This window comes from Streptomyces sp. PA03-6a (genome assembly GCF_033792765.1).
In the GTDB taxonomy this organism is placed as follows: domain Bacteria; phylum Actinomycetota; class Actinomycetes; order Streptomycetales; family Streptomycetaceae; genus Actinacidiphila.
Genome location: NZ_JARAVK010000125.1, coordinates 1 through 20,339, shown reverse-complemented (window position 1 = coordinate 20,339; position 20,339 = coordinate 1). Strand labels below are relative to the sequence as shown.

At 73.2% G+C, this 20,339-nt stretch carries 17 protein-coding genes; 2 read left to right on the top strand and 15 right to left on the bottom strand.

What is annotated here, in order from left to right; all coding sequences use genetic code 11:
• The 10 genes from PV350_RS26985 to PV350_RS26940 form a co-directional block, all read right to left on the bottom strand.
• Positions 1–828 carry an enoyl-CoA hydratase family protein gene (locus PV350_RS26985; protein WP_499514561.1) on the bottom strand — a complete coding sequence of 276 codons (828 nt, stop codon included), beginning with the start codon at positions 826–828 and terminating at the stop codon, positions 1–3.
• A gap of 98 nt (positions 829–926) precedes the next feature.
• Positions 927–1,931: an ornithine carbamoyltransferase gene (gene argF / locus PV350_RS26980; RefSeq protein ID WP_499514560.1), complete on the bottom strand. Its 1,005-nt coding sequence runs from the start codon at positions 1,929–1,931 to the stop codon at positions 927–929.
• Between the two features lie 116 nt (positions 1,932–2,047).
• Positions 2,048–3,271: an arginine deiminase gene (locus PV350_RS26975; RefSeq protein WP_499514559.1), complete on the bottom strand. Its 1,224-nt coding sequence runs from the start codon at positions 3,269–3,271 to the stop codon at positions 2,048–2,050.
• Between the two features lie 75 nt (positions 3,272–3,346).
• Positions 3,347–5,893: a polynucleotide kinase-phosphatase gene (locus PV350_RS26970; RefSeq protein WP_500336559.1), complete on the bottom strand. Its 2,547-nt coding sequence runs from the start codon at positions 5,891–5,893 to the stop codon at positions 3,347–3,349.
• On the bottom strand, positions 5,890–7,347 hold the full coding sequence (locus tag PV350_RS26965; protein WP_499514557.1) for a 3' terminal RNA ribose 2'-O-methyltransferase Hen1: 1,458 nt from the start codon (positions 7,345–7,347) through the stop codon (positions 5,890–5,892). Before PV350_RS26965 ends, PV350_RS26970 begins: the two co-directional genes overlap by 4 nt.
• Positions 7,338–8,300 carry a homocysteine S-methyltransferase gene (mmuM, locus tag PV350_RS26960; RefSeq protein WP_500336557.1) on the bottom strand — a complete coding sequence of 321 codons (963 nt, stop codon included), beginning with the start codon at positions 8,298–8,300 and terminating at the stop codon, positions 7,338–7,340. Before mmuM ends, PV350_RS26965 begins: the two co-directional genes overlap by 10 nt.
• Before the next feature lie 31 nt (positions 8,301–8,331).
• Positions 8,332–9,255, bottom strand: coding sequence for an LLM class F420-dependent oxidoreductase (locus PV350_RS26955; RefSeq protein ID WP_500336555.1), 924 nt, complete (start codon positions 9,253–9,255; stop codon positions 8,332–8,334).
• Between the two features lie 118 nt (positions 9,256–9,373).
• Complete coding sequence (locus PV350_RS26950) at positions 9,374–9,829, bottom strand: DUF6099 family protein (protein ID WP_500336554.1); 456 nt, start codon at positions 9,827–9,829, stop codon at positions 9,374–9,376.
• Between the two features lie 186 nt (positions 9,830–10,015).
• Positions 10,016–10,348, bottom strand: a complete 333-nt coding sequence (locus tag PV350_RS26945) for a nucleotide pyrophosphohydrolase (RefSeq protein WP_500336552.1) — start codon at positions 10,346–10,348, stop codon at positions 10,016–10,018.
• A 10-nt stretch (positions 10,349–10,358) separates the two neighbouring features.
• Positions 10,359–11,627 carry an AAA family ATPase gene (locus tag PV350_RS26940; protein ID WP_500336550.1) on the bottom strand — a complete coding sequence of 423 codons (1,269 nt, stop codon included), beginning with the start codon at positions 11,625–11,627 and terminating at the stop codon, positions 10,359–10,361.
• Between the two features lie 102 nt (positions 11,628–11,729).
• Between PV350_RS26940 and PV350_RS26935 the strand changes: the two genes are divergently transcribed.
• On the top strand, positions 11,730–12,272 hold the full coding sequence (locus PV350_RS26935) for a DUF1697 domain-containing protein (RefSeq protein WP_500336548.1): 543 nt from the start codon (positions 11,730–11,732) through the stop codon (positions 12,270–12,272).
• A 38-nt stretch (positions 12,273–12,310) separates the two neighbouring features.
• On the opposite strand, the gene PV350_RS26930 is transcribed toward PV350_RS26935, so the two are convergent.
• From PV350_RS26930 to PV350_RS26920, 3 genes are all read right to left on the bottom strand, one after another.
• Positions 12,311–13,306 carry an extracellular catalytic domain type 1 short-chain-length polyhydroxyalkanoate depolymerase gene (locus PV350_RS26930; RefSeq protein WP_499514550.1) on the bottom strand — a complete coding sequence of 332 codons (996 nt, stop codon included), beginning with the start codon at positions 13,304–13,306 and terminating at the stop codon, positions 12,311–12,313.
• 85 nt (positions 13,307–13,391) lie between these two features.
• The gene (locus tag PV350_RS26925; protein ID WP_500336546.1) at positions 13,392–15,341 is read right to left on the bottom strand and encodes a GTP-binding protein; all 1,950 of its coding nucleotides are present in this window, start codon (positions 15,339–15,341) and stop codon (positions 13,392–13,394) included.
• Between the two features lie 172 nt (positions 15,342–15,513).
• Positions 15,514–16,527, bottom strand: coding sequence for an alcohol dehydrogenase (locus PV350_RS26920; RefSeq protein ID WP_500336544.1), 1,014 nt, complete (start codon positions 16,525–16,527; stop codon positions 15,514–15,516).
• Between the two features lie 144 nt (positions 16,528–16,671).
• On the opposite strand from PV350_RS26920, the gene PV350_RS26915 reads away from it, so the two are divergent.
• Positions 16,672–17,064 carry a PPOX class F420-dependent oxidoreductase gene (locus PV350_RS26915; RefSeq protein WP_499514547.1) on the top strand — a complete coding sequence of 131 codons (393 nt, stop codon included), beginning with the start codon at positions 16,672–16,674 and terminating at the stop codon, positions 17,062–17,064.
• 48 nt (positions 17,065–17,112) lie between these two features.
• On the opposite strand, the gene PV350_RS26910 is transcribed toward PV350_RS26915, so the two are convergent.
• Positions 17,113–18,786, bottom strand: coding sequence for an acyl-CoA dehydrogenase family protein (locus PV350_RS26910; protein ID WP_499514546.1), 1,674 nt, complete (start codon positions 18,784–18,786; stop codon positions 17,113–17,115).
• Positions 18,787–18,816: 30 nt separating this feature from the next.
• A complete protein-coding gene (locus PV350_RS26905) occupies positions 18,817–19,434 on the bottom strand; it encodes a TetR family transcriptional regulator (RefSeq protein ID WP_499514545.1) in 618 nt (205 codons plus the stop codon).
• Positions 19,435–20,339: the final 905 nt, after the last annotated feature.

The window sequence follows — 20,339 nt, the reverse complement described above, 5'->3', positions numbered from 1 at the left end:
CTAACGGCCCTTCCAGTTGGGGCTGCGCTTGTCGGTGAACGCGGCGTGGAACTCGGCGTAGTCCTCGCTGGTCATCAGCAGCGCCTGGGTCGCGGCGTCCATCTCCACGGCGGCGCCGAGCGGCATGTCGAGCTCCGCGGTGAGCAGGGCCTTGGTCTGCGCGTACGCCAGCGCGGGACCGGCCGCCAGGCGCTTGGCGAGGGCGGCGGCGCTCGCGTCCGCCTGCCCGTCGTCGACGAGCTCGCTGACCAGGCCGATGCGGTCGGCCTCCGCGGCGCCGACGGTATCGCCGAGCATCAGCAGCCGGGTGGCATGGCCGAGGCCGACGATGCGGGGCAGCAGGTAGGCGGCGCCCATGTCGGCGCCCGCGAGGCCGACCTTGGTAAAGAGGAAGGCGAAGCGGGCCGAGCGCTCGACGATCCGGAAGTCGGAGGCGAGGGCGATGACGGAACCGGCTCCGGCCGCGACGCCGTGGACGGCGGCGACGACGGGGAAGGGGGCCTCGCGGAGGGCGCGGACGACCTGCCCGGTCATGCGGGTGAAGTCCAGGAGCTGGCCCGCGCCCATGGCGAGGGTGGCACCGATGATCTCGTCGACGTCCCCGCCGGAGCAGAAGCCGCGACCGGCCCCCGCGAGCACGAGCACGCGGGTGTCGCCGTGGTGCGGCAGCTCGGTGAGCAGGTCGCGCAGGTCGGCGTAGGCGCCGAAGGTGAGCGCGTTGAGCTTGTCGGGCCGGTCGAGGGTGACGGTGACGACGCCGTCGGCGCGCTCGACGCGCAGGTGCCGCCATTCCTCGGTCCGGCCTGCGGAGCCTCGGTAGGGGCTCATGGGCACGTCCTCCTTCGCGGGGGAGGCAGGCTTGCCAACACCGCGAAGTTATCACTCCTTCGTGACCGCCGTCACGAGTGCGCGATATGCGCGGCGCCTCACATGCCTGCCAGCGTGGCGACGAGGACGGCCTTGATGGTGTGCATCCGGTTCTCGGCCTGGTCGAAGACGATGGAGTACGCCGACTCGAATACCTCGTCGGTGACCTCCAGCGAGGTCAGCCCGTGCCGTTCGTGGATCTCCCGGGCCAAGGTCGTGCCCAGGTCGTGGAAGGCGGGCAGGCAGTGCATGAACTTCGCGTCGGGGCGGCCGGTGGCCCGCAGCACGTCCGCGGTCACGGCGTACGGCTTCAGCAGCGCGATGCGCTCGTCCCACACCTCGGCGGGCTCGCCCATGGACACCCAGACGTCGGTGTGGACGAACTCCGCGCCGGCGACCCCCTCGGCGACGTCCTCGGTCAGGGTGACGCGGGCGCCGGTGACCTCCGCGAGGCGCCGCGCCTCGGCGACGACGCCGTCGTCCGGCCACAGCTGCTCCGGGGCGGCGATGCGGACGTCCATGCCGAGGAGGGCTCCGGTGACCAGCAGCGAGTTGCCCATGTTGGAGCGGGCGTCGCCGAGGTAGGCGTAGGCGGTCTCCCCCAGCGGGGAACGGGAGTGCTCGGCCATGGTGAGCACGTCGGCGAGCATCTGGGTGGGGTGCCACTGGTCGGTGAGGCCGTTCCACACCGGCACCCCGGCGTGGGCTGCCAGTTCCTCGACGACCTCCTGGCCCGTCCCGCGGTACTCGATGCCGTCGTACATCCGGCCGAGCACGCGGGCGGTGTCCTTCACCGACTCCTTGTGGCCGAGCTGGGAGCCGGCCGGGTCCAGGTAGGTCGTGGACGCGCCCTGGTCGGCCGCGGCGACCTCGAAGGCGCAGCGGGTGCGGGTGGAGGTCTTGGCGAAGATCAGGGCGATGTTCCGGCCGGCGAGCCGCCGGACCTCGGTGCCCGCCTTCTTGGCCGCCTTCAGCTCGGCGGCCAGGTCCACCAGCCCGCGGAACTCCTCGGGGGCGAAGTCCAGCTCCTTGAGGAAGTGGCGGCCCGTGAGGTCGATGGCCATGGGGGCTCCTAGGTCGGGGTCGGCCGGGTGCCGAACATGAGTGCGCCGAGACCATGGAAGTCTATACGAATAGACGCATCCTTATACAGCCCGAACCCGGCCCACGGATCGCCCCGTCAGACCGGGTCCCGCTCGATGGGGCAGCTCATGCAGCGCGGACCGCCGCGGCCGCGCCCCAGTTCGCTCCCGGGGATCTCTATGACCTCGATGCCTCGCTTGCGCAGGAAGGTGTTCGTGGTGACGTTGCGCTCGTACGCCAGCACGACGCCCGGCTCCAGCGCGAGCACGTTGCACCCGTCGTCCCACTGCTCGCGCTCGGCGGAATGGACGTCCTGGGTCGCGGTGAGCACGCGGATGTCGTCCAGGCCCAGGGCCGCCGCGATGGCCCGGTGCATGTGCTCCGGCGGGTGGTCGGTGACCTTCAGGTCGCGCTCCCCCGCGCCGGGCTCGATGGTGTACGAGCGCAGCATGCCCAGGCCCGCGTACTTGGTGAAGGTGTCGCCGTCGACCATCGTCATCACGGTGTCCAGGTGCATGAAGGCACGGCGCTTGGGCATGTCGAGGGCCACGATCGTGGTGGCCGACCCGGCGTTGAACAGGCGCTGGGCCAGCATCTCCACGGCCTGCGGGGTGGTGCGCTCGCTCATGCCGATGAGGACGGCGCCGTTGCCGATCACCAGGACGTCGCCGCCCTCGATGGTGGAGGGGTAGGCCGCCTGGCCCTCGGACCACACGTGGAAGGAGCCGCCCGCGAAGAGCGGGTGGTGGCGGTAGATCGCCTCGTAGTGGATCGTCTCGTGCCAGCGGGCCGGCCAGCGCATCGCGTTGATGCTGACCCCGTCGTAGACCCAGGCCGAGGTGTCCCGGGTGAAGATGTGGTTGGGCAGCGGGTTGACCAGGAAGTCGTCCAGGTCCGTCACGTGGAAGCGGACCGAGGTCGGCTCCGCGAAACGGGCCAGGAACTCCCGCTTGGTCATGCCGCCCACCAGGGCCTCGGTCAGCTCGGCCGCGGACAGCTCGTCGAAGGCGGCGCGCAGGTGGTCGGTGACCACCGGGCCGTACTCCTTCTCGTCGAAGACCCGGTCCAGCACCATGCGCCGGGCCTCGGGCAGGGTCAGCGTCTCGCGCAGCAGGTCACCGAAGAGGTGCACGGCCACGCCTCGGTCGCGCAGCACGTCGGCGAAGCCGTCGTGCTCGGCACGGGCCCGGCGCACCCACAGGACGTCGTCGAAGAGCAGGGCGTCCTTGTTCGACGGCGTGAGCCTTTTCAGCTCCAGGTCGGGGCGGTGGAGGATGACGCGGTGCAGCCGCCCTGCCTCGGAGTCCACATGGAATGCCATGGAGCTAGACATTCCCACTTGGCAAGGGTTTACCGCCAGGGAGGGGCGGGCACCCGGGTGCCCGCCCCCCGCCCGTCACAGCCGGGGGTCCACCGGCTCGGACTCCAGCGCCAGGACGGCGAAGACCGCCTCGTGCACGCGCCACAGCGGCTCGCCCGCGGCCAGCCGGTCCAGCGCCTCCAGGCCCAGGCCGTACTCGCGCAGCGCGAGGGAGCGCTTGTGGCCCAGGGCGCGGGAGCGGAGCCTGGCCAGCTGGTCGGGCCGGGTGTACTCGGGACCGTAGATGATCCGCAGGTACTCCCGGCCGCGGCACTTGATGCCGGGCTGGACCAGCCGGTTGCCGTCCTCGGTGCGCACCAGGGCCTGGAGCGGCTTGACGACCATGCCCTCGCCGCCGGCGGAGGTCAGCTCCAGCCACCACTGCGTACCGGCAGCCACCGACTCCTCGTCGCGGGTGTCGACCAGCAGCCGGCGGGTCTCCTGGAGCAGCCCCGTCGGGTCGGCGGCGACCATGCGGTCGATGAGCGCCAGCTGCTCGTCGTGCGCGAGCGCGGCGAGACTGCGGCCCTGGGCGGCCAGGATCTGGAACGGCGCGAGACGCACCCCGTCCAGGCCCTCGGTCGTCCAGCAGTAGCGCCGGTACGCCTCGGTGAAGGCGGCGGCGTCGGCCGACCGCCCGCGCTGCCGCTCCAGCAGGCCCGCCACGTCGGTGCCGCGCGCGGCGGCGGATTCCAGGGCGGCGATCGCGCCCGGGAAGACCGCGCCGGAGGCGGCGCCCACGGCGGCGTACTGCTTGCGCAGCAGGCCGGTGGCCTTCAGCGACCAGGGCAGCAGCTCGGCGTCGAGCAGCAGCCAGTCCGTGCCCAGCTCCTCCCAGAGCCCGGCGGCGGTGACCGAGGCCCGCAGCCGGTCCAGGACCTGCTCGGTGACGGCCGGGTCGTCGAAGAACGGACGGCCCGTGCGCGTGTGCAGGGCGCCCGTCACGCCGCCGGTGACCCCGAAGCGCTCGGCGGCCCTCTCCGCGTCGCGGCACACCAGCGCCACGGCGCGGGAGCCCATGTGCTTCTCCTCGCAGAGCACCTGGCCGATGCCGTCCGCGCGGTAGGCGGCGAACGCCTCGTGCGGGTGCTCCAGGTAACCCTCCCGTTGCGAGGTCGCGCACGGCGACATCGTCGGCGGCAGGTACATCAGCAGCCGCGGGTCGACCGCGAAGCGGCTCATGACCTCCAGCGCGGCGGCCGCGTTCTCCTCACGGACGGCGACCCGGCCGTGGTGCACGGTCTCCACGACACGGCGGCCGGCGACGTCGGCGAGGTCGAGCGGCCGCCCGTCCTGCCCACCGGGGGCCTGGCTCGCGAGCGGCTTCGCCGGCTCGTACCAGACCCGCTCGGCGGGGACGTCGACGATCTCGCGCTCGGGCCAGCGCAGGGCGGTCATCCGCCCGCCGAAGACGGCGCCGGTGTCGAGGCAGATCGTGTTGTTGATCCACGAGGTGCTCGGCACGGGTGTGTGGCCGTAGACGACGGCGGCGCGGCCGCGGTAGTCCTCGGCCCACGGGTAGCGCACGGGCAGGCCGAACTCGTCGGTCTCGCCGGTGGTGTCGCCGTACAGGGCGTGCGAGCGGACCCGGCCGGAGGTGCGGCCGTGGTACTTCTCGGGCAGGCCGGCGTGGCAGACGACCAGCTTGCCGCCGTCGAGGACGTAGTGGCTGACGAGTCCTTCGATGAACTCGCGCACCTGCTCGCGGAAGGCGGGGTCCTTCTCGTCCTCCTTCTCCAGCTGCTCGATGGTCTCGGCGAGGCCGTGGGTGTGCTGGACCTTCTTGCCCTTCAGCCAGCGGCCCAGCTTGTTCTCGTGGTTGCCGGGCACGCACAGGGCGCTGCCTGCGGCGACCATGCCCATGACGCGGCGCAGCACGCCGGGGCTGTCGGGGCCGCGGTCGACGAGGTCCCCCACGAAGACGGCCGTGCGGCCCTCGGGGTGCACGCCGTCGACGTAGCCCAGCTTGCCGAGCAGGGTCTCCAGCTCGGAGCTGCAGCCGTGGATGTCACCGATGATGTCGAACGGGCCGGTGAGCTCGCGCTTGTCGTTGTAGCGGCGCTCCAGCACGACCTCGGCCGCCTCGACCTCCTCGGTGCCGCGCAGGACGTGCACCTTGCGGAAGCCCTCGCGCTCCAGCTGCCGCAGGGAGCGGCGCAGCTCGCGCTGCTGGCGCTGCACGACGTGCCGGGGCAGGTGGGCGCGGTCGGGACGGGACGCGTTCCGCTCGATGCAGACCTGCTCGGGGACGTCGAGGACGATCGCGATGGGCAGCACGTCGTACTCGCGGGCGAGCCGGACGAGCTGGCGGCGGCTCTCCTGCTGCACGCTGGTGGCGTCGACGACGGTGAGCCGGCCGGCGGCCAGCCGCTTGCCCGCGATGTAGTGCAGCACGTCGAAGGCGTCGCCGCTGGCGCCCTGGTCGTTCTCGTCGTCGCTGACCAGGCCGCGGCAGAAGTCCGAGGAGATCACCTCGGTGGGCTTGAAGTGGCGCCGGGCGAAGGTGGACTTGCCGGAGCCGGTGGTGCCGATCAGGACCACGAGGGAAAGGTCGGTCACCGGGAGGGTGCGCTTGCCGGTCATGCGGACGTGACCTCCTTCGCGGTCATCGTGAGAACTGCCATCTGGGTGGGCGGGCCGACCTCGGGGTCGTCGGGGCCGACGGGGACGAACCGCACGCCGTAGCCGTACCGTCCGGCGACCTGCTCCGCCCAGGAGCGGAACTCCGCCCGCGTCCACTCGAAGCGGTGGTCCGCGTGCCGGGCGTGCCCGGCGGGCAGCGTCTCCCAGCGCACGTTGTACTCGACGTTCGGCGTGGTCACGACCACGGTCGCGGGTCGTGCCGCACCGAAGACGGCGTACTCCAGGGCGGGGAGCCGGGGCAGGTCGAGGTGCTCGACGACCTCGCTGAGCACCGCGGCGTCGTAGCCCTTGAGGCGGGCGTCGGTGTACGTCAGGGAACCCTGCACGAGCCGGACGCGGGAGGACTGCCGCTCGCCCATGCGGTCCAGCCGCAGTCGCCGCGCCGCCTCGCCCAGGGCCCGGGCCGACACGTCGACGCCGAGGACCTCGGTGAAGCGGACGTCCTTCAGCAGCGCGCCGACCAGCTGGCCCTGACCGCAGCCTAGGTCGAGGACCCGGCTCGCCCCGGCGTCGCGGAGCTCCGCCAGGATCGCCTCGCGGCGCTGCACCGCCAGGGGCAGCGGCTTCTCCTCGGTGTCCACCTCCTCGTCGACGGCGTTGTCCAGCTCCTCGGCCTCGCTGTCGTCGGCCTCGGCGAGCCGGGCCAGTTCCAGCCGCTCCATGGCCTGCCGGGTCAGCGACCAGCGGCGGGCGAGGTAGCGGCTGGTGATCAGCCGCTGCTCCGGGTGGCCGGCGAGCCATCCGTCGCCCATGCGCAGCAGCTTGTCGACCTCGTCGGGCGACACCCAGTAGTGCTTGGCGTCGTCCAGGACCGGGAGCAGCACGTACAGGTGCCGCAGGGCCTCGGACAGCCGCAGCTCGCCCTCCAGGGCCAGCCGCACGTAGCGCGACTCGCCCCACTCGGGGAACCGCTCGTCCAGCGCGACCGGTTCGGCCTCCACGGTCCAGCCCAGCGGCTCGAACAGCCGGCGGACGAGGGCGGCACCGCCGCGCGCGGGCACGGCGGGGATCTCGATCCGCAGCGGCAGCGGCTGTGCGGCCCGCTCGGGGCGGGCGTCGCAGACGCCCCTCAGGGCGCTGGCGAACACCGTGCGGAGGGCGACCGCGAGCAGCGACGAGGCGGCGTACGGCCGGTCGTTGACGTAGTGGCCGAGAGCGGAGTCCGGGGCTCCGCCCCGGCCCTTGCCCTTGCCACGCCGCACGAGCGCCACCGGATCGACCTCCAGCAGCAGCGCGGCCGTGCACCGTTGCTCGGACACCATGGGGTAGAAGACATGGGCGTCGCCGTAGGAGGTCGAGAAGACCTGGGCCTTCTCCGGATGCTTGTGCAGCAGGAAGCCGAGGTCCGTGGCGGGCATGCCGCCGCTGCCGGTGGTCGTTATCGTCAGGAACACCGCCTGAGTATCGCCTGCCCGTCCCCGCTCCGAACAGCGGTTTTCCCCGGCTGAGGGGTGAGTGCGCGGGCGAGGGCGGATATCTGCGCAGGGCCGACCCGGCAGCATCCCCCGATGAGCCGGGCACCGGCCCGCTGCCAGCCGGACGCAAGCGCCGGGTCGAAGACGGAGCCGCCGCCCCAGTCGCGGGCCCGTTCGTCCCAGATCTCGCCGCTGTTGGGGTAGACGACCACGGGACGGTCCACGGTCGCCGCCGCCGTCTCCACCGCCAGGGCGGCGTCCGCCGGGTCACAGCAGTTGACGCCGACGGCGATCACCGCGTCCGCGTCCGCCGCGATCCGGAACGCCTCCTCCAGCGGCTGGCCCGCCCGGGTCGTCGCGCCGGCGACGGTGTAGCTCAGCCAGACCGGCACCCCGAGGTCCGCGACGATCCTCAGCAGCGCCTCCGCCTCGTCGATGTCGGGCACGGTCTCCAGCGCCAGGACGTCCGGACCGGCCTCGGCCAGCGTCTCGATCCTGGGCCGGTGGAAGCGCTCCAGTTCCGCGACGCTCAGCCCGTAGCGCCCCCGGTACTCGCTGCCGTCCGCGAGCATGGCGCCGTACGGTCCCACGGAGGCCGCCACCCAGACGTCGTCGCGGTCGCGGGCGGCGGCACGGGCGAGGGCGACGCTGCGGCGCAGCAGGGCGGTCGCCTCCTGCCGCCCGATGCCGCGCGCGGCGAAGCCCTCGTAGGTCGCCTGGTAGCTGGAGGTGATGAGCACCCGCGCGCCCGCCCGCACGTAGGCGGTGTGCGCCGCCTCGATCTGCTCCGGCGCGTCGGCGAGCAGCCGGGCCGACCAGAGCACGTCGGCCAGGTCGCAGCCCTGGTCGGCGAGCTGGTTGGACAGCCCGCCGTCGAGGACGACGGTGGACTCGGCCAGGGCCTGCGCCAAGGGCCGGCGGGGTGCGGGCATCGCGGGTGCTCCTTGCGGTGGTGTGCCGGGGTCAGCCGAGCTGCGACTGGACCTCGGAGGCGATCAGTTCCAGGTGCCCGAGGTCGCTCAGGTCCAGGATCTGCAGGTAGAAGCGGGTGGCACCGAGCTCGGCGTAGCGGCCGATCTTGTCGACGACCTCGGCAGGGGACCCGGCGAGGCCGTTGGCCTTGAGCTCCTCGACCTCGCGGCCGATGGTGGCGGCCCGGCGGGCGACCTCGGCGTCGTCCTTGCCGACGCACGCGACGAGGGCGTTGGAGTACACGATCTCGTCCTTGCCCCGGCCGTGTGCCTCGGCGGCCTCCCGGACCCGGGCGAACTGCTGGGCGGTGTCCTCCAGCGAACCGAACGGCAGGTTGAACTCGTCGGCGTAGCGGGCCGCGAGCCGCGGGGTGCGCCTGGCGCCGTGCCCGCCGATGAGGACGGGGAGCTTCGCCTGGGCCGGCTTGGGCAGGGCGGGCGAGTTCTCCACCGTGTAGTGCGCGCCCTTGAAGTCGAAGGTCTCGCCCATCGGGGTGCCCCACAGCCCGGTGACGATGGCGAGCTGCTCCTCCAGCCGGGCGAACTTCTCCTTCGGGAAGGGGATGCCGTACGCGGCGTGCTCGTCCGCGTACCACCCGGCGCCCAGGCCCAGCTCGACGCGGCCGCCCGACATCTGGTCCACCTGCGCGACCTGGATGGCGAGCACACCGGGCAGCCGGAACGTGGCGGCCGTCATCAGGGTGCCGAGCCGGATCCGCTTCGTCTCGCGGGCGAGGCCGGCCAGGGTGATCCACGCGTCGGTCGGCCCCGGCAGGCCGTCCGCGTCGCCCATCTTGAGGTAGTGGTCCGACCGGAAGAAGGCATCAAAGCCGAGCTCCTCGGTCGCCTTGGCGACGGAGAGCAGGGTGTCGTACAAGGCCCCTTGCTGGGGCTCGGTGAAGATTCGAAGATCCATGACTCCATCCTGCACCTCTCCGGTCCGAATCGATCGGCAACCTGTGGCGCGTGGCACCTTCTCCGACCAGAGGCAACGGCAATCCGCCAACTCCATTCCCGCGCAGGAGGCTTGCCGTTCATGCGCCCTCCCGCTGCCCCGCCTCGACCGCGCGCAGGAGCACACCCACCCGGTCCTTGGACTCGTCGGCGGCGTCCACCGCCTCGATGCACTGCCAGTACTCCGTCTCGCTCTCGGCGGTGCAGGCCACCGAGACCAGGGCCATGCCCAGCTCCGACAGCAGCTCGCGCAGTTCGCGCAAGGTCCCGGCCGGCTCGCGCACGTCGGTGAGCAGGGACGCCCGCAACGGCCCGGAGGCCACCCCCGGCGGCCCCGTGGCGCCGCAGGCCCTGCCGCCCGCCTCGCAGACGGAGAAGCCGGGGGTGCGCAGCTCGGGCGCCCCGTGGAGGGCGAGGTGGCTGCCGACCGCCTCCGTCAGCGCCTGCACCTGCCAGGCCTCCGCCATCAGCTCACGCTCGGTCCCGCCGCTTCGCAGCGCCTCCCGCGTGGCCCGGATCAGCCGTACCGCGTCCATCACGACGCACCTCCGCCCCGTCTCCGCCCCGTCGATCCCGTTTCTCACTCAGAGTGACGGATCGTGACGCGAGGTGGAAGTGGCCGGTTCCCGCCTGTGGACAACCCGCTCACCCGCCCGTGACAACGGGCGAACGCGCGGTTGACCGGAACCCCCGCACCCGCGGCGCACCCGCCGCCGCGCGCCTCAGTCCCCGGCCCCCGGCAGCGGGAAGCGCAGCTCGTTGCGGTCGATCTTGGCGGACAGCGCCTCGAGCACGTCGACGCCGAGCACTTCGCAGAACTGCAGCAGGTACGCGAGCACGTCCGCCACCTCGTCCCGTACCCGGTGGGCGCTGTCGGGGTCCTCCATGACCCGTGCCGCCTGCTCGGGCGTGAGCCACTGGAAGATCTCCAGGAGCTCGGAGGCCTCGACGCTCAGGGCCACGGCCAGGTTCTTGGGCGTGTGGTACGGCTCCCAGCGCCGGGCGGCCGCGAAGGCGGCCAGCCTGCGCTGCAGCGCGTGCAGATCCTCGGTCACACCCGCAGGTCTACCCCATCGCCGCCGCGTGCTGCGCCGTGGCCTGCCCGGCCGGCGGGGCCCCGGTGTCCGGCGCGTCCGGACCCGTCCCCTGGGCCGGCACCCGTTCCGGGTCGGCCGCGGCGCTCCCGAGGCGCAGCAGGGTGACCCCGTCCGCCCCCTCGGCCACCGAGGGGTCGTGCACCGTGCCGAGCAGCCTGATGTGGCCGCGCTCGGCGACCAGGGCGGCCAGCGCCAGCAACTGCCGCGTCTGCGCCCGGTCGAGACCGGCGTCCAGTCCGTCCGCCAAGACCGTGAGCACCTGCACGGCGTCCGGCACCTCGCCGCTGGTGTCCACCTCCAGCACGCCCGGCCCGGTGAGCAGCACCAGCGCCAGCGCGAGGAAGCGCAACTCCCCGTCGCCGAGCCGGTCCACCGGCACCAGCCCCAGCGGTCCCCGGTCGACGGCCGCGAGTACGGACTCCGCGTACGCCCCCGTCCCCGGCTCCCCCGCGGGGATCACCGTCAGGCCCTCGACGGGCGGGCTGCACACCGCCCGCAGGGCACCGACCAGCGCCGCGTGCCGCGTACGGCACTCGCCCTGGGTGCGGCGCAGCACCGCCGAGAGGTTGTCGCAGCCGCCGCGGAGCAGGCCGTCCGCCACGCGCGCGGGTTCCCGCATCGCGTGCGGCCGGGGGTCGACGGGGAACGCCCCGCGCAGCGCGAGCACCGTCTGCTCGGCGGCGGCGAGCACCAGCCGCTGCCCCTCGGTCGTCCCCGCGACGCGCAGCGGCAGCAGGGAGGTGGCCAGCCGGTCGTCGGGCAGCGGGGCCCGGGTCACCGGGACCAGCCCCGCCGTGTGCCAGGCCGCCTGGACCGTGCGCCGTCCCGGGTCGCGCAGCGCGGTGGCGAGCAGGGTCTCCCCGGCGCCGGTCAACCGCTCGCCGACGATGCGCAGTTCGGGTTCGGTCTGCACGGCGACGTCGAGCACGACGGGGCCGACCGCGCCGTCCACCGTGCACCCGATGCGGAATCCGCGCCGCCCCTCCGCGTCCGGCCGGGCCGCGTGGGGCACGCAGGCCGCCACTCCCCCGCGCACGCCGTCGAACGCCGTCGCCAGTTCCTCGCCCGCGGCGAGCCGGCCGAGCAGGCCGAGGCCCTCCAGGACGCTGGACTTGCCGGTCCCGCTCGCGCCGCCCAGCAGGGTGAGCGGCCCGAGCGGGAAGCTCGCGCCGCGATGCGACTTGAAGGCGGAGAGCCGCAGTTCGGTGACGACCGGGCGGTCACGCTTCGTGCTCATGGACGCGAACGTAGCGGCGGCGCCCGGTGCCGAACCGTTCCGCCGGGCCGGTGGTCCTCCGAAAGTGGGTAAGCCCGGCGAGGCGACGGTTAATGTGGCGGGGTGACCGGATACGTGGCGCTCCTGCGCGGGATCAACGTCGGAGCGACGACCAGGCTCCCGATGCAGGACCTGCGACAGCTGCTGGAGGAGATCGGCGGCACCTGCGTGCGCACCCATCTGCAGAGCGGCAACGCCCTGTTCGAGCACGAGCAGGCCGACCCGGGGAAGCTGGCGGACGCGCTGGAGGCGGCCATCGCCGCCGCGTTCGACGGGCGGAAGGTGCCGTGCGTCGTCCGCGAGGCGACCGCACTCGCCGGGGTCGTCGAGCGCAACCCGTTCGACATGACGGGCGTCGATCCCGCGCGCTTCCTGGTCACCTTCCTGTCCGGGCCGGTCGATCCGGACCGGATCGCCGGTCTCGACCCGGCCGACTACGCGCCCGACGACTTCCGCCCCGGCGAGCGCGAGATCTACGTGCACTGCCCGGGCGGGGTGCAGAAGACCCGGCTGTCCCACACGCTGTGGGAGAAGCGCCTGGGCCTGACGGCCACGGCCCGCAACTGGAACACCGTGACCCGCCTGGCGGCGATGGCCACGGAGTGACGGGGCGGGCCGGCGCGCGCCCCGTCACCCCCTCCCGCTCAGCCCAGGCCCCAGCCCGTCCCGAGCCGGTACGCCGCGCAGAGGTTGACGTCGAGCATGTAGGCGGCCGCCGTGCCGCACTGGGCCGCCCCGCTGCCCGGGTCGACGGGCTGGCCGTGGCCCATGCCCGTGATGCTGTACGTCTCGACGACGGCGGCGCCCGAGGCGTCCTTGTACGTCCGGTGCGGGAAGCCCGCCACGGTGTCGGAGACGTCGGCGGTCTGGTCGGCGCCGTGCACATCCGTCCACTGCCGTACGAGGTCGTCCATGTTGACGGGCTTGACCGTGTAGTCGGCGGTGCCCTGGAAGACGGTCAGCCGCGGCCACGGGCCCGCGTGCGAGGGGAAGGCGGCGCGGACCCGGGCGCCCCACTGCGCGGGGGTCTGCGTCGCGCCGACGTACATGCACACGTACGGCGAACCCGCCGCCTGCGCGCAGCCGTACGGCAGCCCGGCGACCACGCCGCCCGCGGCGTACACGTCGGGATAGGCCGCCATCATCACCGCGGTCATCGCGCCGCCCGCGGAGAGCCCGGTGACGTACACCCGGGACGGATCCGCGCCGGCGTCCGCGATCTGACGGTCGGTCATCTGCCGGATGGAGGCGGCCTCGCCCTGGCCGCGCGCGATGTCGCCGGTCTGGAACCAGTTGAAGCACTGGCTGAGGTTGTTGGCCGAGGTCTGCCCGGGCAGCACCACGGAGAAGCCCCAGCGGTCCGCCAGGGCGGTCCAGCCGCTCTGGGCGCCGTACCCCTGGGCGTTCTGGGTGCAGCCGTGGAGGGCGACGACGACCGGCCGGCCCTGCGGCAGCCCGGCGGGGACGTAGCGGTACATCCGCAGCGCGCCCGGGTTGCTGCCGAAGCCCGTCACCTCCTCGATCGCGCCGGCGGCGTGGGCGGGACGGACGGGGACGAGGGCGGCGAGGAGCGCCACGAGGACGGCGAGCAGGGCGGCACGCGGGCGGCCCCGGTGGAGTGCGGCTCTGAGTAAGGTCATGCGCCGGACGGTAGGAGCCGTGCGACGCCCGCGACATGGCCCGGGGCACCACATCGCGGGCGCCGCGCGTGGTGCCCCGGACCGCTCAGTCCCTCCGGTGCCCGGGCAGCGCCGGGGGCTCGCCGCGTACCTCCCGCCAGTGGTCGAAGACGTACTCCAGCACGCCCTCGCCGCTGGTCAGGGCGGGCAGTCGGCGTTCCAGGGCGTGCACCTGCGATGCGGGGACGTCGCCCTCGACGACGTAGGACGCACCCTGCGGCGCCGAGGTGCGCGGCACCGCGCCCAGCCGGGCGAGGACGGGCAGCACCCGGGCGTAGGCCTGCTCGGGGAGGTCGAGGGTGAAGCGGTGGACCGGCTCGCAGACGACCGTGCCCGCCTGTTCCAGCGCGCGCATCAGCACCACCGGGGTGAGGCCCCGGAAGTCCCCGGCGGTGCTCGACATGCTCTTGTCGAACACCGCGTGCGCGTGGCTCTGCCGAGCGGCGTAACCCGAGTGCGTCATGGTGACCGTGCAGTCGACGACCCGCCAGCCGTACAGGCCGTGCCGCAGCGTCTCGGTGACGGTCTCCTCGACGGCCCGGATGAAGGCGTAGGGCATGGAGCCGAGTTCGACCTCCAGACCGAACGCCACCCCGCTGCCCGTCGGTGCCGGGTCGACGCGCAGTCCCACGGTCGCCAGGAAGGGGTTGGAGCCGGTGTGGATGACCTCGGCGGCCGCGCCCGTGCCCACCGGCCGCTCGATGTGGATCGTCGTGGTCTCCTCGAAGGTCACCTCGACGCCGAAGTCGTCCGCCAGCGTCGCCTGGACGACCTCCTTCTGCACCTCTCCGTAGAGGGAGACGGCGATCTCCTGCCGCACGTCGTCCAGCCGCAGGTCGATCAGCGGGTCCTGTTCGGCGAGCCGGGTGAGCGCCACGTGCAGCGCGCCCGCGTCCGCCGGCCGGCGGGGCACGACGACCGTCTCCAGCGTGGGCGGCGCGAAGTGCCGGTCCGCGCCGGGGGCCGTACGGTGCGGTTCGCCGATCGCGTCACCGACGCGGATCCCGCCGAGCCCCCAGAGCCTGCCGATCTGCCCCGCGCGGACCGCCTCCCCGGGCGTGTCCACGCCGCGCTCGAACACGCTGACCGCGGTGACCTTGCCCTCCTCCCCGGCGCCGTGCGGCAGGCGGTCCCGTACGCGGACGGTCCCCGAGAACATCCGTACGTGGGCGATCTTCTCCCCCGCGGGGCCGCGTTCGATCTTGAAGACGGTGCCGGAGACCGGGCCCTCCGCGCTGCCCGCGGCGACGGGGAGCAGTTCCGCGATCCCCCGGACCAGGGCGTCCACCCCGGCTCCGGTGACGGCCGATCCGAAGTAGACCGGATGGACCAGTGCCCCGCGCGTCTGGGCGGCGAGTGCCGCCCGCAGCCGCGGGTAGGACGGCGCCGTCCCGTCCGCGACGTAGGCGGCAAGGAGCTCCTCGTCCCGCACGGACAGGACGTCCAGCAGCCGGGTGGTGAACCCGGTGTCGTCCGGACCGTACGGCGTGGAGCGCGCGTCCCGGGTGCCGAGGCCCTCGACGCGGCCCATGGCCACGCAGCCCTGGCTGAGCCGCTCCGCGAGGGCGCGCAGCACTTCGGCGTCCCTGGCGCCGGAACGGTCCGTCTTGTTGACGAAGAGCAGGGTGGGGATGCGCAGCCGGTGCAGCGTCCGCATCAGCACGCGGGTCTGCGCCTGTACGCCCTCCACCGCCGACACCACGAGCACGGCGCCGTCGAGGACGCCGAGCGCCCGTTCCACCTCCGCGATGAAGTCCGGGTGGCCGGGGGTGTCGATGAGGTTGACGGTGATGTCGTCGCCGATCGCGAACGAGGCGACGGCGGACCTGATGGTGATGCCCCGCGCCCGTTCCAGGGCCAGGGTGTCGGTCTGGGTGCTGCCGTCGTCGACGCTGCCGAGCGTGTCGATGACGCCGGCGGTGTGCAGCAGCCGCTCGGTCAGGCTGGTCTTCCCGGCGTCAACATGCGCCAGGATCCCAAGGTTGAGCACGTGCATGGAATGCCATGTCCTCCGAATGGGCGATGAATTCGGGCTGGGTGGACATGTGCAGTCCCCGCATGATCACGACTCCCCGGTGGATGGCCTGTGGTCCTGGCAGTGCAGCAGAGGCCGCGGGCCGGGGGCAACCGGATTACCCCCTGCCGCCGGCCGGCGGCACCCGGGCGGCTCAGGGGACGAGGACCATGCGGAAGCGCGCGGCGCCGGACATCATGCGGGCGAACGCCTCGTTGACCTCCTCCAGCGGCACCGTCTCGGTCATCGGGCGGATCCCCGCGAGCGCGCTGAAGTCCATCGTGTGCTCGACGTCGCGCGAGGTGCCGGACGGGTGCCCGACGACCGAACGGGACGACAGGATCAGCTGGGCCGGGGTGATCGGCAGCGGCTCGGAGTCGATCCCGATGACGATCAGCTCGCCGCGCGGCTGGAGACCCTCGACACCGGCCGCCATGGCCTGGGAGTTGGAGGCCGTGGCGAGCACCGCGGTGGCCCCGCCGAGGGCCTGGATCTCCTTGGCCGGGTCGCCGGCGGAACTGTCGATGTAGTGGTGGGCGCCGAGCTCCATGGCCAGGGCCCGCTTGCCCTCGCCTCGCGCCACGGCGACCGTCTCGAAGCCGAACGCGGCCGCGTACTGCACCGCGAGGTGGCCGAGGCCGCCGATGCCGATCACCGCGACGAGGTCGCCGGGCCGGGCGGAGCTCTTCTTGAAGGCGTTGTACGTGGTGACGCCGGCGCAGCCGAGGGGGGCGGCGTCGACCGCGGTCAGCCCGTCGGGGATCCGGGCCAGCGCGTTGACCGGCGCGACCATGTGCGTGGCGTAGCCGCCCTCGTACGCCCAGCCGGGCACCTGCAGGTTCCGGCAGTCGATGAAGTCGCCCTCTCGGCAGGGCGGGCAGTGCCCGCAGTGCCCGCCGAACCAGCCGACCTCCACGCGGTCGCCCACCGTCCAGTGCCGCACGCCCTCACCGAGGGCGTCGATGCGCCCGGCGACCTCGTGGCCGGCGACCAGGGGGAAGGTGATGTGGGGGAAGGAGTTGTACACGAAGCCGGCGTCACTGTGGCAGACGCCCGACGCCTCGACGGCGATCCGGACGTGGCCGGGGCCGGGCTCCGGCAGCGCGCGCTCGACGATTTCGAATGGTCCGCCCGGTTCTGCGACCTGGGCCACCCGCATGGAGTTCATGGCCGTCCGTGTGTGAGGGGTTGCGGCGCGTGGCGCCCTTCCCACCCATCGTGACCCCGGGGGCGTGATTTCTCGCGCCGAGCACCGGTCGCCGGGCCGCCGGGCGGGGAGCGTAGGCTGCGCCCAGCCGACCGAGGGATCACCGTGAAACTACCCGCCGACCTGCTCGACCTCCTGCACCGCCCGAGCCTGTGCTTCCTGGCGACCACCATGCCGGACGGCTCGCCGCAGCTGACCCAGACGTGGGTCGACACGGACGGCGAGCATGTGCTCGTCAACAGCGTCCAGAGCCACGTGAAGACGCGGAACATCGCGCGGGACCCGCGGGTGGCCGTCGCCGTCTCCGATCCGGACGACCCGTCCCGCTACTTCCAGGTCCGCGGGCGCGTGCGCGAGGTGACCACGGAGGGCGCGGCCGACCACATCGAGAAGCTCTCGCACCGGTACACCGGCGGCCCCTACCCCTGGTACGGCGGCCGTGACCAGGTGCGCGTGGTCTTCGTGATCGAGGCCGAGAGCATCAGCGGCACGGCGTGACCGCGGCGGGTCCGCGACCGCGGCAGGCGGCCGCGGACCCCGGCCCGTTCAGCCCGTGGCGCCGGGCACGCGCTCGATGACGGCGGCCAGGTCCGTCCCGGCCGGGAGGGTGCCGAAGGCCAGGCCCCGGTCGCCGGCCAGGCGGGAGGCGCAGAAAGCGTCCGCGACCGGTGCCGGCGCGTACCGGACGAGCAGCGAACCCTGCAGCACCAGCGCCAGGCGCTCGACCAGACGGCGGGCCCGCAGCGGGGCGTCCTCGGTGGGCACCAGCTCGCCGCGCACCTGGCGCCACGCCTCGTCGAGGCGGGCGTCGCCGCCCGCGGCGGCCTCGACCTCGGCGCGGAAGGCATCGAGGGAGTCCGGCTCACGGGTCAGGGCGCGCAGCACGTCGAGGGCGTTGACGTTGCCCGAGCCCTCCCAGATGCCGTTCAGCGGGGCCTCGCGGTAGAGCCGGGGCATGCCGGACGCCTCGTCGTAGCCGTTGCCGCCCAGGCACTCCAGCGCCTCCGCGACCGCCGCGGGCTGCCGCTTGCACACCCAGTACTTGCCGACCGCGGTGGCCAGCCGCAGGAAGGCCCGCTCCTGCGCGTCCCCGCGGCGGGCCCGGTCGACCGCTCCGGCGACGCGCAGCGCGAGGGTGGTGGCGGCCTCGGACTCCAGGCCCAGGTCGGCGATGACGTTGCGCATCAGGGGCTGGTCGATCAGCCGGGCCCCGGACACCGCGCGGTGGCGGACGTGGTGGGCGGCCTGGGCGAGCGCGGCACGGGTGCCGGAGGCGGAGCCGAGGACGCAGTCCAGCCGCGTCATGGTGACCATCTCGATGATGGTCCGTACGCCCTGGCCCTCGGGACCGACCAGCCAGGCCACGGTGTCGTCGAACTCGGGCTCGCTGCTGGCGTTGCTGCGGTTGCCGAGCTTGTCCTTCAGCCGCTGGATGCGGAAGGTGTTGCGGCTGCCGTCCGGCAGCACCCTGGGCACCAGGAAGCAGGACAGGCCCGCGGGGGCCTGGGCCAGCACGAGGAACAGGTCGTTCATGGGCGCGCTGGTGAACCACTTGTGCCCGCGCAGCCGCCAGGTGCCGTCCGGCTGCTCGACGGCGGTGGTGGTGTTGGCCCGTACGTCGGTACCGCCCTGCTTCTCGGTCATCCCCATGCCCGCCAGGAGCCCGCGCTTGCCGGCGGGGGCGCGCAGTCCGGGGTCGTAGACGCGGCTGGTGAGCAGCGGCTCGTACACCGCCGCCAGGTCCGGCGCGGCACGCAGCGCGGGGACGACGGCGTAGGTCATGGACACCGGGCAGCCGTGGCCGGCCTCGGCGGTGCTCCACACCATGAAGCCGGCCGCGCGGGCCACGTGCGCGCCGGGCCGGTCGTCGGCCCAGGGTGCGCCGGCGAGGCCCTCGGCGAGGGCGACCTCCATGAGCGCGTGGTAGGAGGGGTGGAAGTCCACCTCGTCGACACGGTTGCCGTACCGGTCGTGGGTGCGCAGCACCGGCTCGTACCGGTTGGCCTCCTCGGCCCAGCGCTGCACCTGCTCCGATCCGGCGAGCCGGCCCAGCCGGTGCAGGTCGTCGACGTACCACCCGGCTCCCTCGCGGCGCACGCCCTCCAGCAGCACGACGTCTTCGGCGACGTCGTGGCCGACCAGCGGCGGGGCCTGGTTGGTCACCTCGTGCGTGCGCGCGGTGGGGTTGCTGCGCGGCGCGGCATCTGCGATCGCGGTCATGGCAGTCGGGCCCTTCGTGGTCGTGGGGAGTCAGACGGCGGGCGCGGCGCCCGCGCAGCGCAGGGACATCGCCACCAGTTCGGTGACGAGGTGGTCGGCGGCGGCGCCCTCGGCGGGGGCGGACAGCGGGTCCACCAGGACCTCGCCGATGGCCCCGGTCAGCGCCGCCGCGGTGACCTCGGGGTCCTGGGCGGGGAGGAGCCCGGCGGCCATCCCTTCGCGGATCACCTCGGCGAAGACGGCACGGTAGCGGCGCCGGAAGTCCAGGCGCTCCGCGCCCAGGGCCGGTTCCGCGGGGGCCGCGAGCAGGGCGTGGGCCAGTCCCCGGTTCTCCATGGCGCGGCGGGCGAAGACGGTGACCCCCAGGGTCAGTCGCTGCACCGGGTCGCCGGCGCCGTCGCGGAGCACCTCGCCGAGCACCTCGACCTCGCGGCCCGAGGCCCGTCGGAAGACCTCGACCGCGAGCGCGCCCTTGGACGCGAAGTGCTGGTACACCGTGCCCACGGACATGCCGGCCGCGGCCGCCACCGCGGTGACGGAGGCGTTCGCCCAGCCCACGTCGGCGACGACGGCCGTGGCCCGCGCCACCAGGTGCTCCCTGGCAGCGGTCAGGCGGTCCTGCACCGCGGGGGTCTTCCGGTAGGCCATGGCAACAAGTGAAGCACCGTTCAGAACTTCGAGCCACCCCTCGGCCGGCCGCGCCGCCCGCGGAGCCGGCGGATCGCGCCGCAGCTCAGGGCAGCCCCGTGACGGGACCCGCAACTGCTGCCGCACATCTCTTGGTTGCCGCTCGATCTGCACGTTCCGCCCGCTCCAGGGCCGCTCCGCACGCCACGTGGTGTGCCGTCGGGAAGACGCGCAATGGATCCCCTGCGGGGTAAACCCAAAGATCAGGCCATGTTTTCGGGCTTTCCGGCCAGGCTTTGCGAGTCGATGGGCGTCCCATGGGCGTCATGAATTCCGATCATGCTCGCCCCGCACTTCGAGCACCGGTTGTTCTCGGCCACACTTCCTCCATCAACGCCCGGGCCGGCATCGCGGCATGCACCGGCGCCTTGAGGCGGTCGCGCCCGGCATTGGACACACCGTCACACTTCGGCAAGATCAAGTAGTGCACTACAGCGAGGAGTTGTCGCCTGGCCGCGCGATGGCGCGAAGGCGCCCATGGGCGGTCAGCGCTCGACGGATCCAGCCTCAAAGCTTGAGCACAAATTACACACATTCACTCTTCATACCGGCGCCGATGGTCTAGATTGACCTTGCTTCAGCCGTTCGGGCACGAGGCGACCATTAATGATCTACAGGTTCGGCGCAACGGAAAGCCAGCAGTCGCGTACCCGGCGCCAGACGTGGGGGTGATCGGTCCTTGGAGCCCGAGAAGGGGCCTTGGGTGCGGGGAGCCCTGAGGTTTCGACGGGTTCCGGCACATCTCGAGAGTTCAGCGGAACCGGTAAGTCCGCTTCCGCCAGGGTGGGTTGTTCAAGTGACTCCGAAATAACCGGGAGTCATGCGCGGGAGGCGGGGGCCTCCCGAGGGGAGGAACGGTGCGGGAG

Coding starts and splice junctions, on each gene's coding strand:
- PV350_RS26985 (WP_499514561.1), bottom strand. CDS start 828: ATGAGCCCCTACCGAGGCTCCGCAGGCCGGACCGAGGAATGGCGGCAC.
- argF (WP_499514560.1), bottom strand. CDS start 1,931: ATGGCCATCGACCTCACGGGCCGCCACTTCCTCAAGGAGCTGGACTTC.
- PV350_RS26975 (WP_499514559.1), bottom strand. CDS start 3,271: ATGGCATTCCATGTGGACTCCGAGGCAGGGCGGCTGCACCGCGTCATC.
- PV350_RS26970 (WP_500336559.1), bottom strand. CDS start 5,893: ATGACCGGCAAGCGCACCCTCCCGGTGACCGACCTTTCCCTCGTGGTC.
- mmuM (WP_500336557.1), bottom strand. CDS start 8,300: ATGCCCGCACCCCGCCGGCCCTTGGCGCAGGCCCTGGCCGAGTCCACC.
- PV350_RS26955 (WP_500336555.1), bottom strand. CDS start 9,255: ATGGATCTTCGAATCTTCACCGAGCCCCAGCAAGGGGCCTTGTACGAC.
- PV350_RS26950 (WP_500336554.1), bottom strand. CDS start 9,829: ATGGACGCGGTACGGCTGATCCGGGCCACGCGGGAGGCGCTGCGAAGC.
- PV350_RS26940 (WP_500336550.1), bottom strand. CDS start 11,627: ATGAGCACGAAGCGTGACCGCCCGGTCGTCACCGAACTGCGGCTCTCC.
- PV350_RS26930 (WP_499514550.1), bottom strand. CDS start 13,306: ATGACCTTACTCAGAGCCGCACTCCACCGGGGCCGCCCGCGTGCCGCC.
- PV350_RS26925 (WP_500336546.1), bottom strand. CDS start 15,341: ATGCACGTGCTCAACCTTGGGATCCTGGCGCATGTTGACGCCGGGAAG.
- PV350_RS26920 (WP_500336544.1), bottom strand. CDS start 16,527: ATGAACTCCATGCGGGTGGCCCAGGTCGCAGAACCGGGCGGACCATTC.
- PV350_RS26910 (WP_499514546.1), bottom strand. CDS start 18,786: ATGACCGCGATCGCAGATGCCGCGCCGCGCAGCAACCCCACCGCGCGC.
- PV350_RS26905 (WP_499514545.1), bottom strand. CDS start 19,434: ATGGCCTACCGGAAGACCCCCGCGGTGCAGGACCGCCTGACCGCTGCC.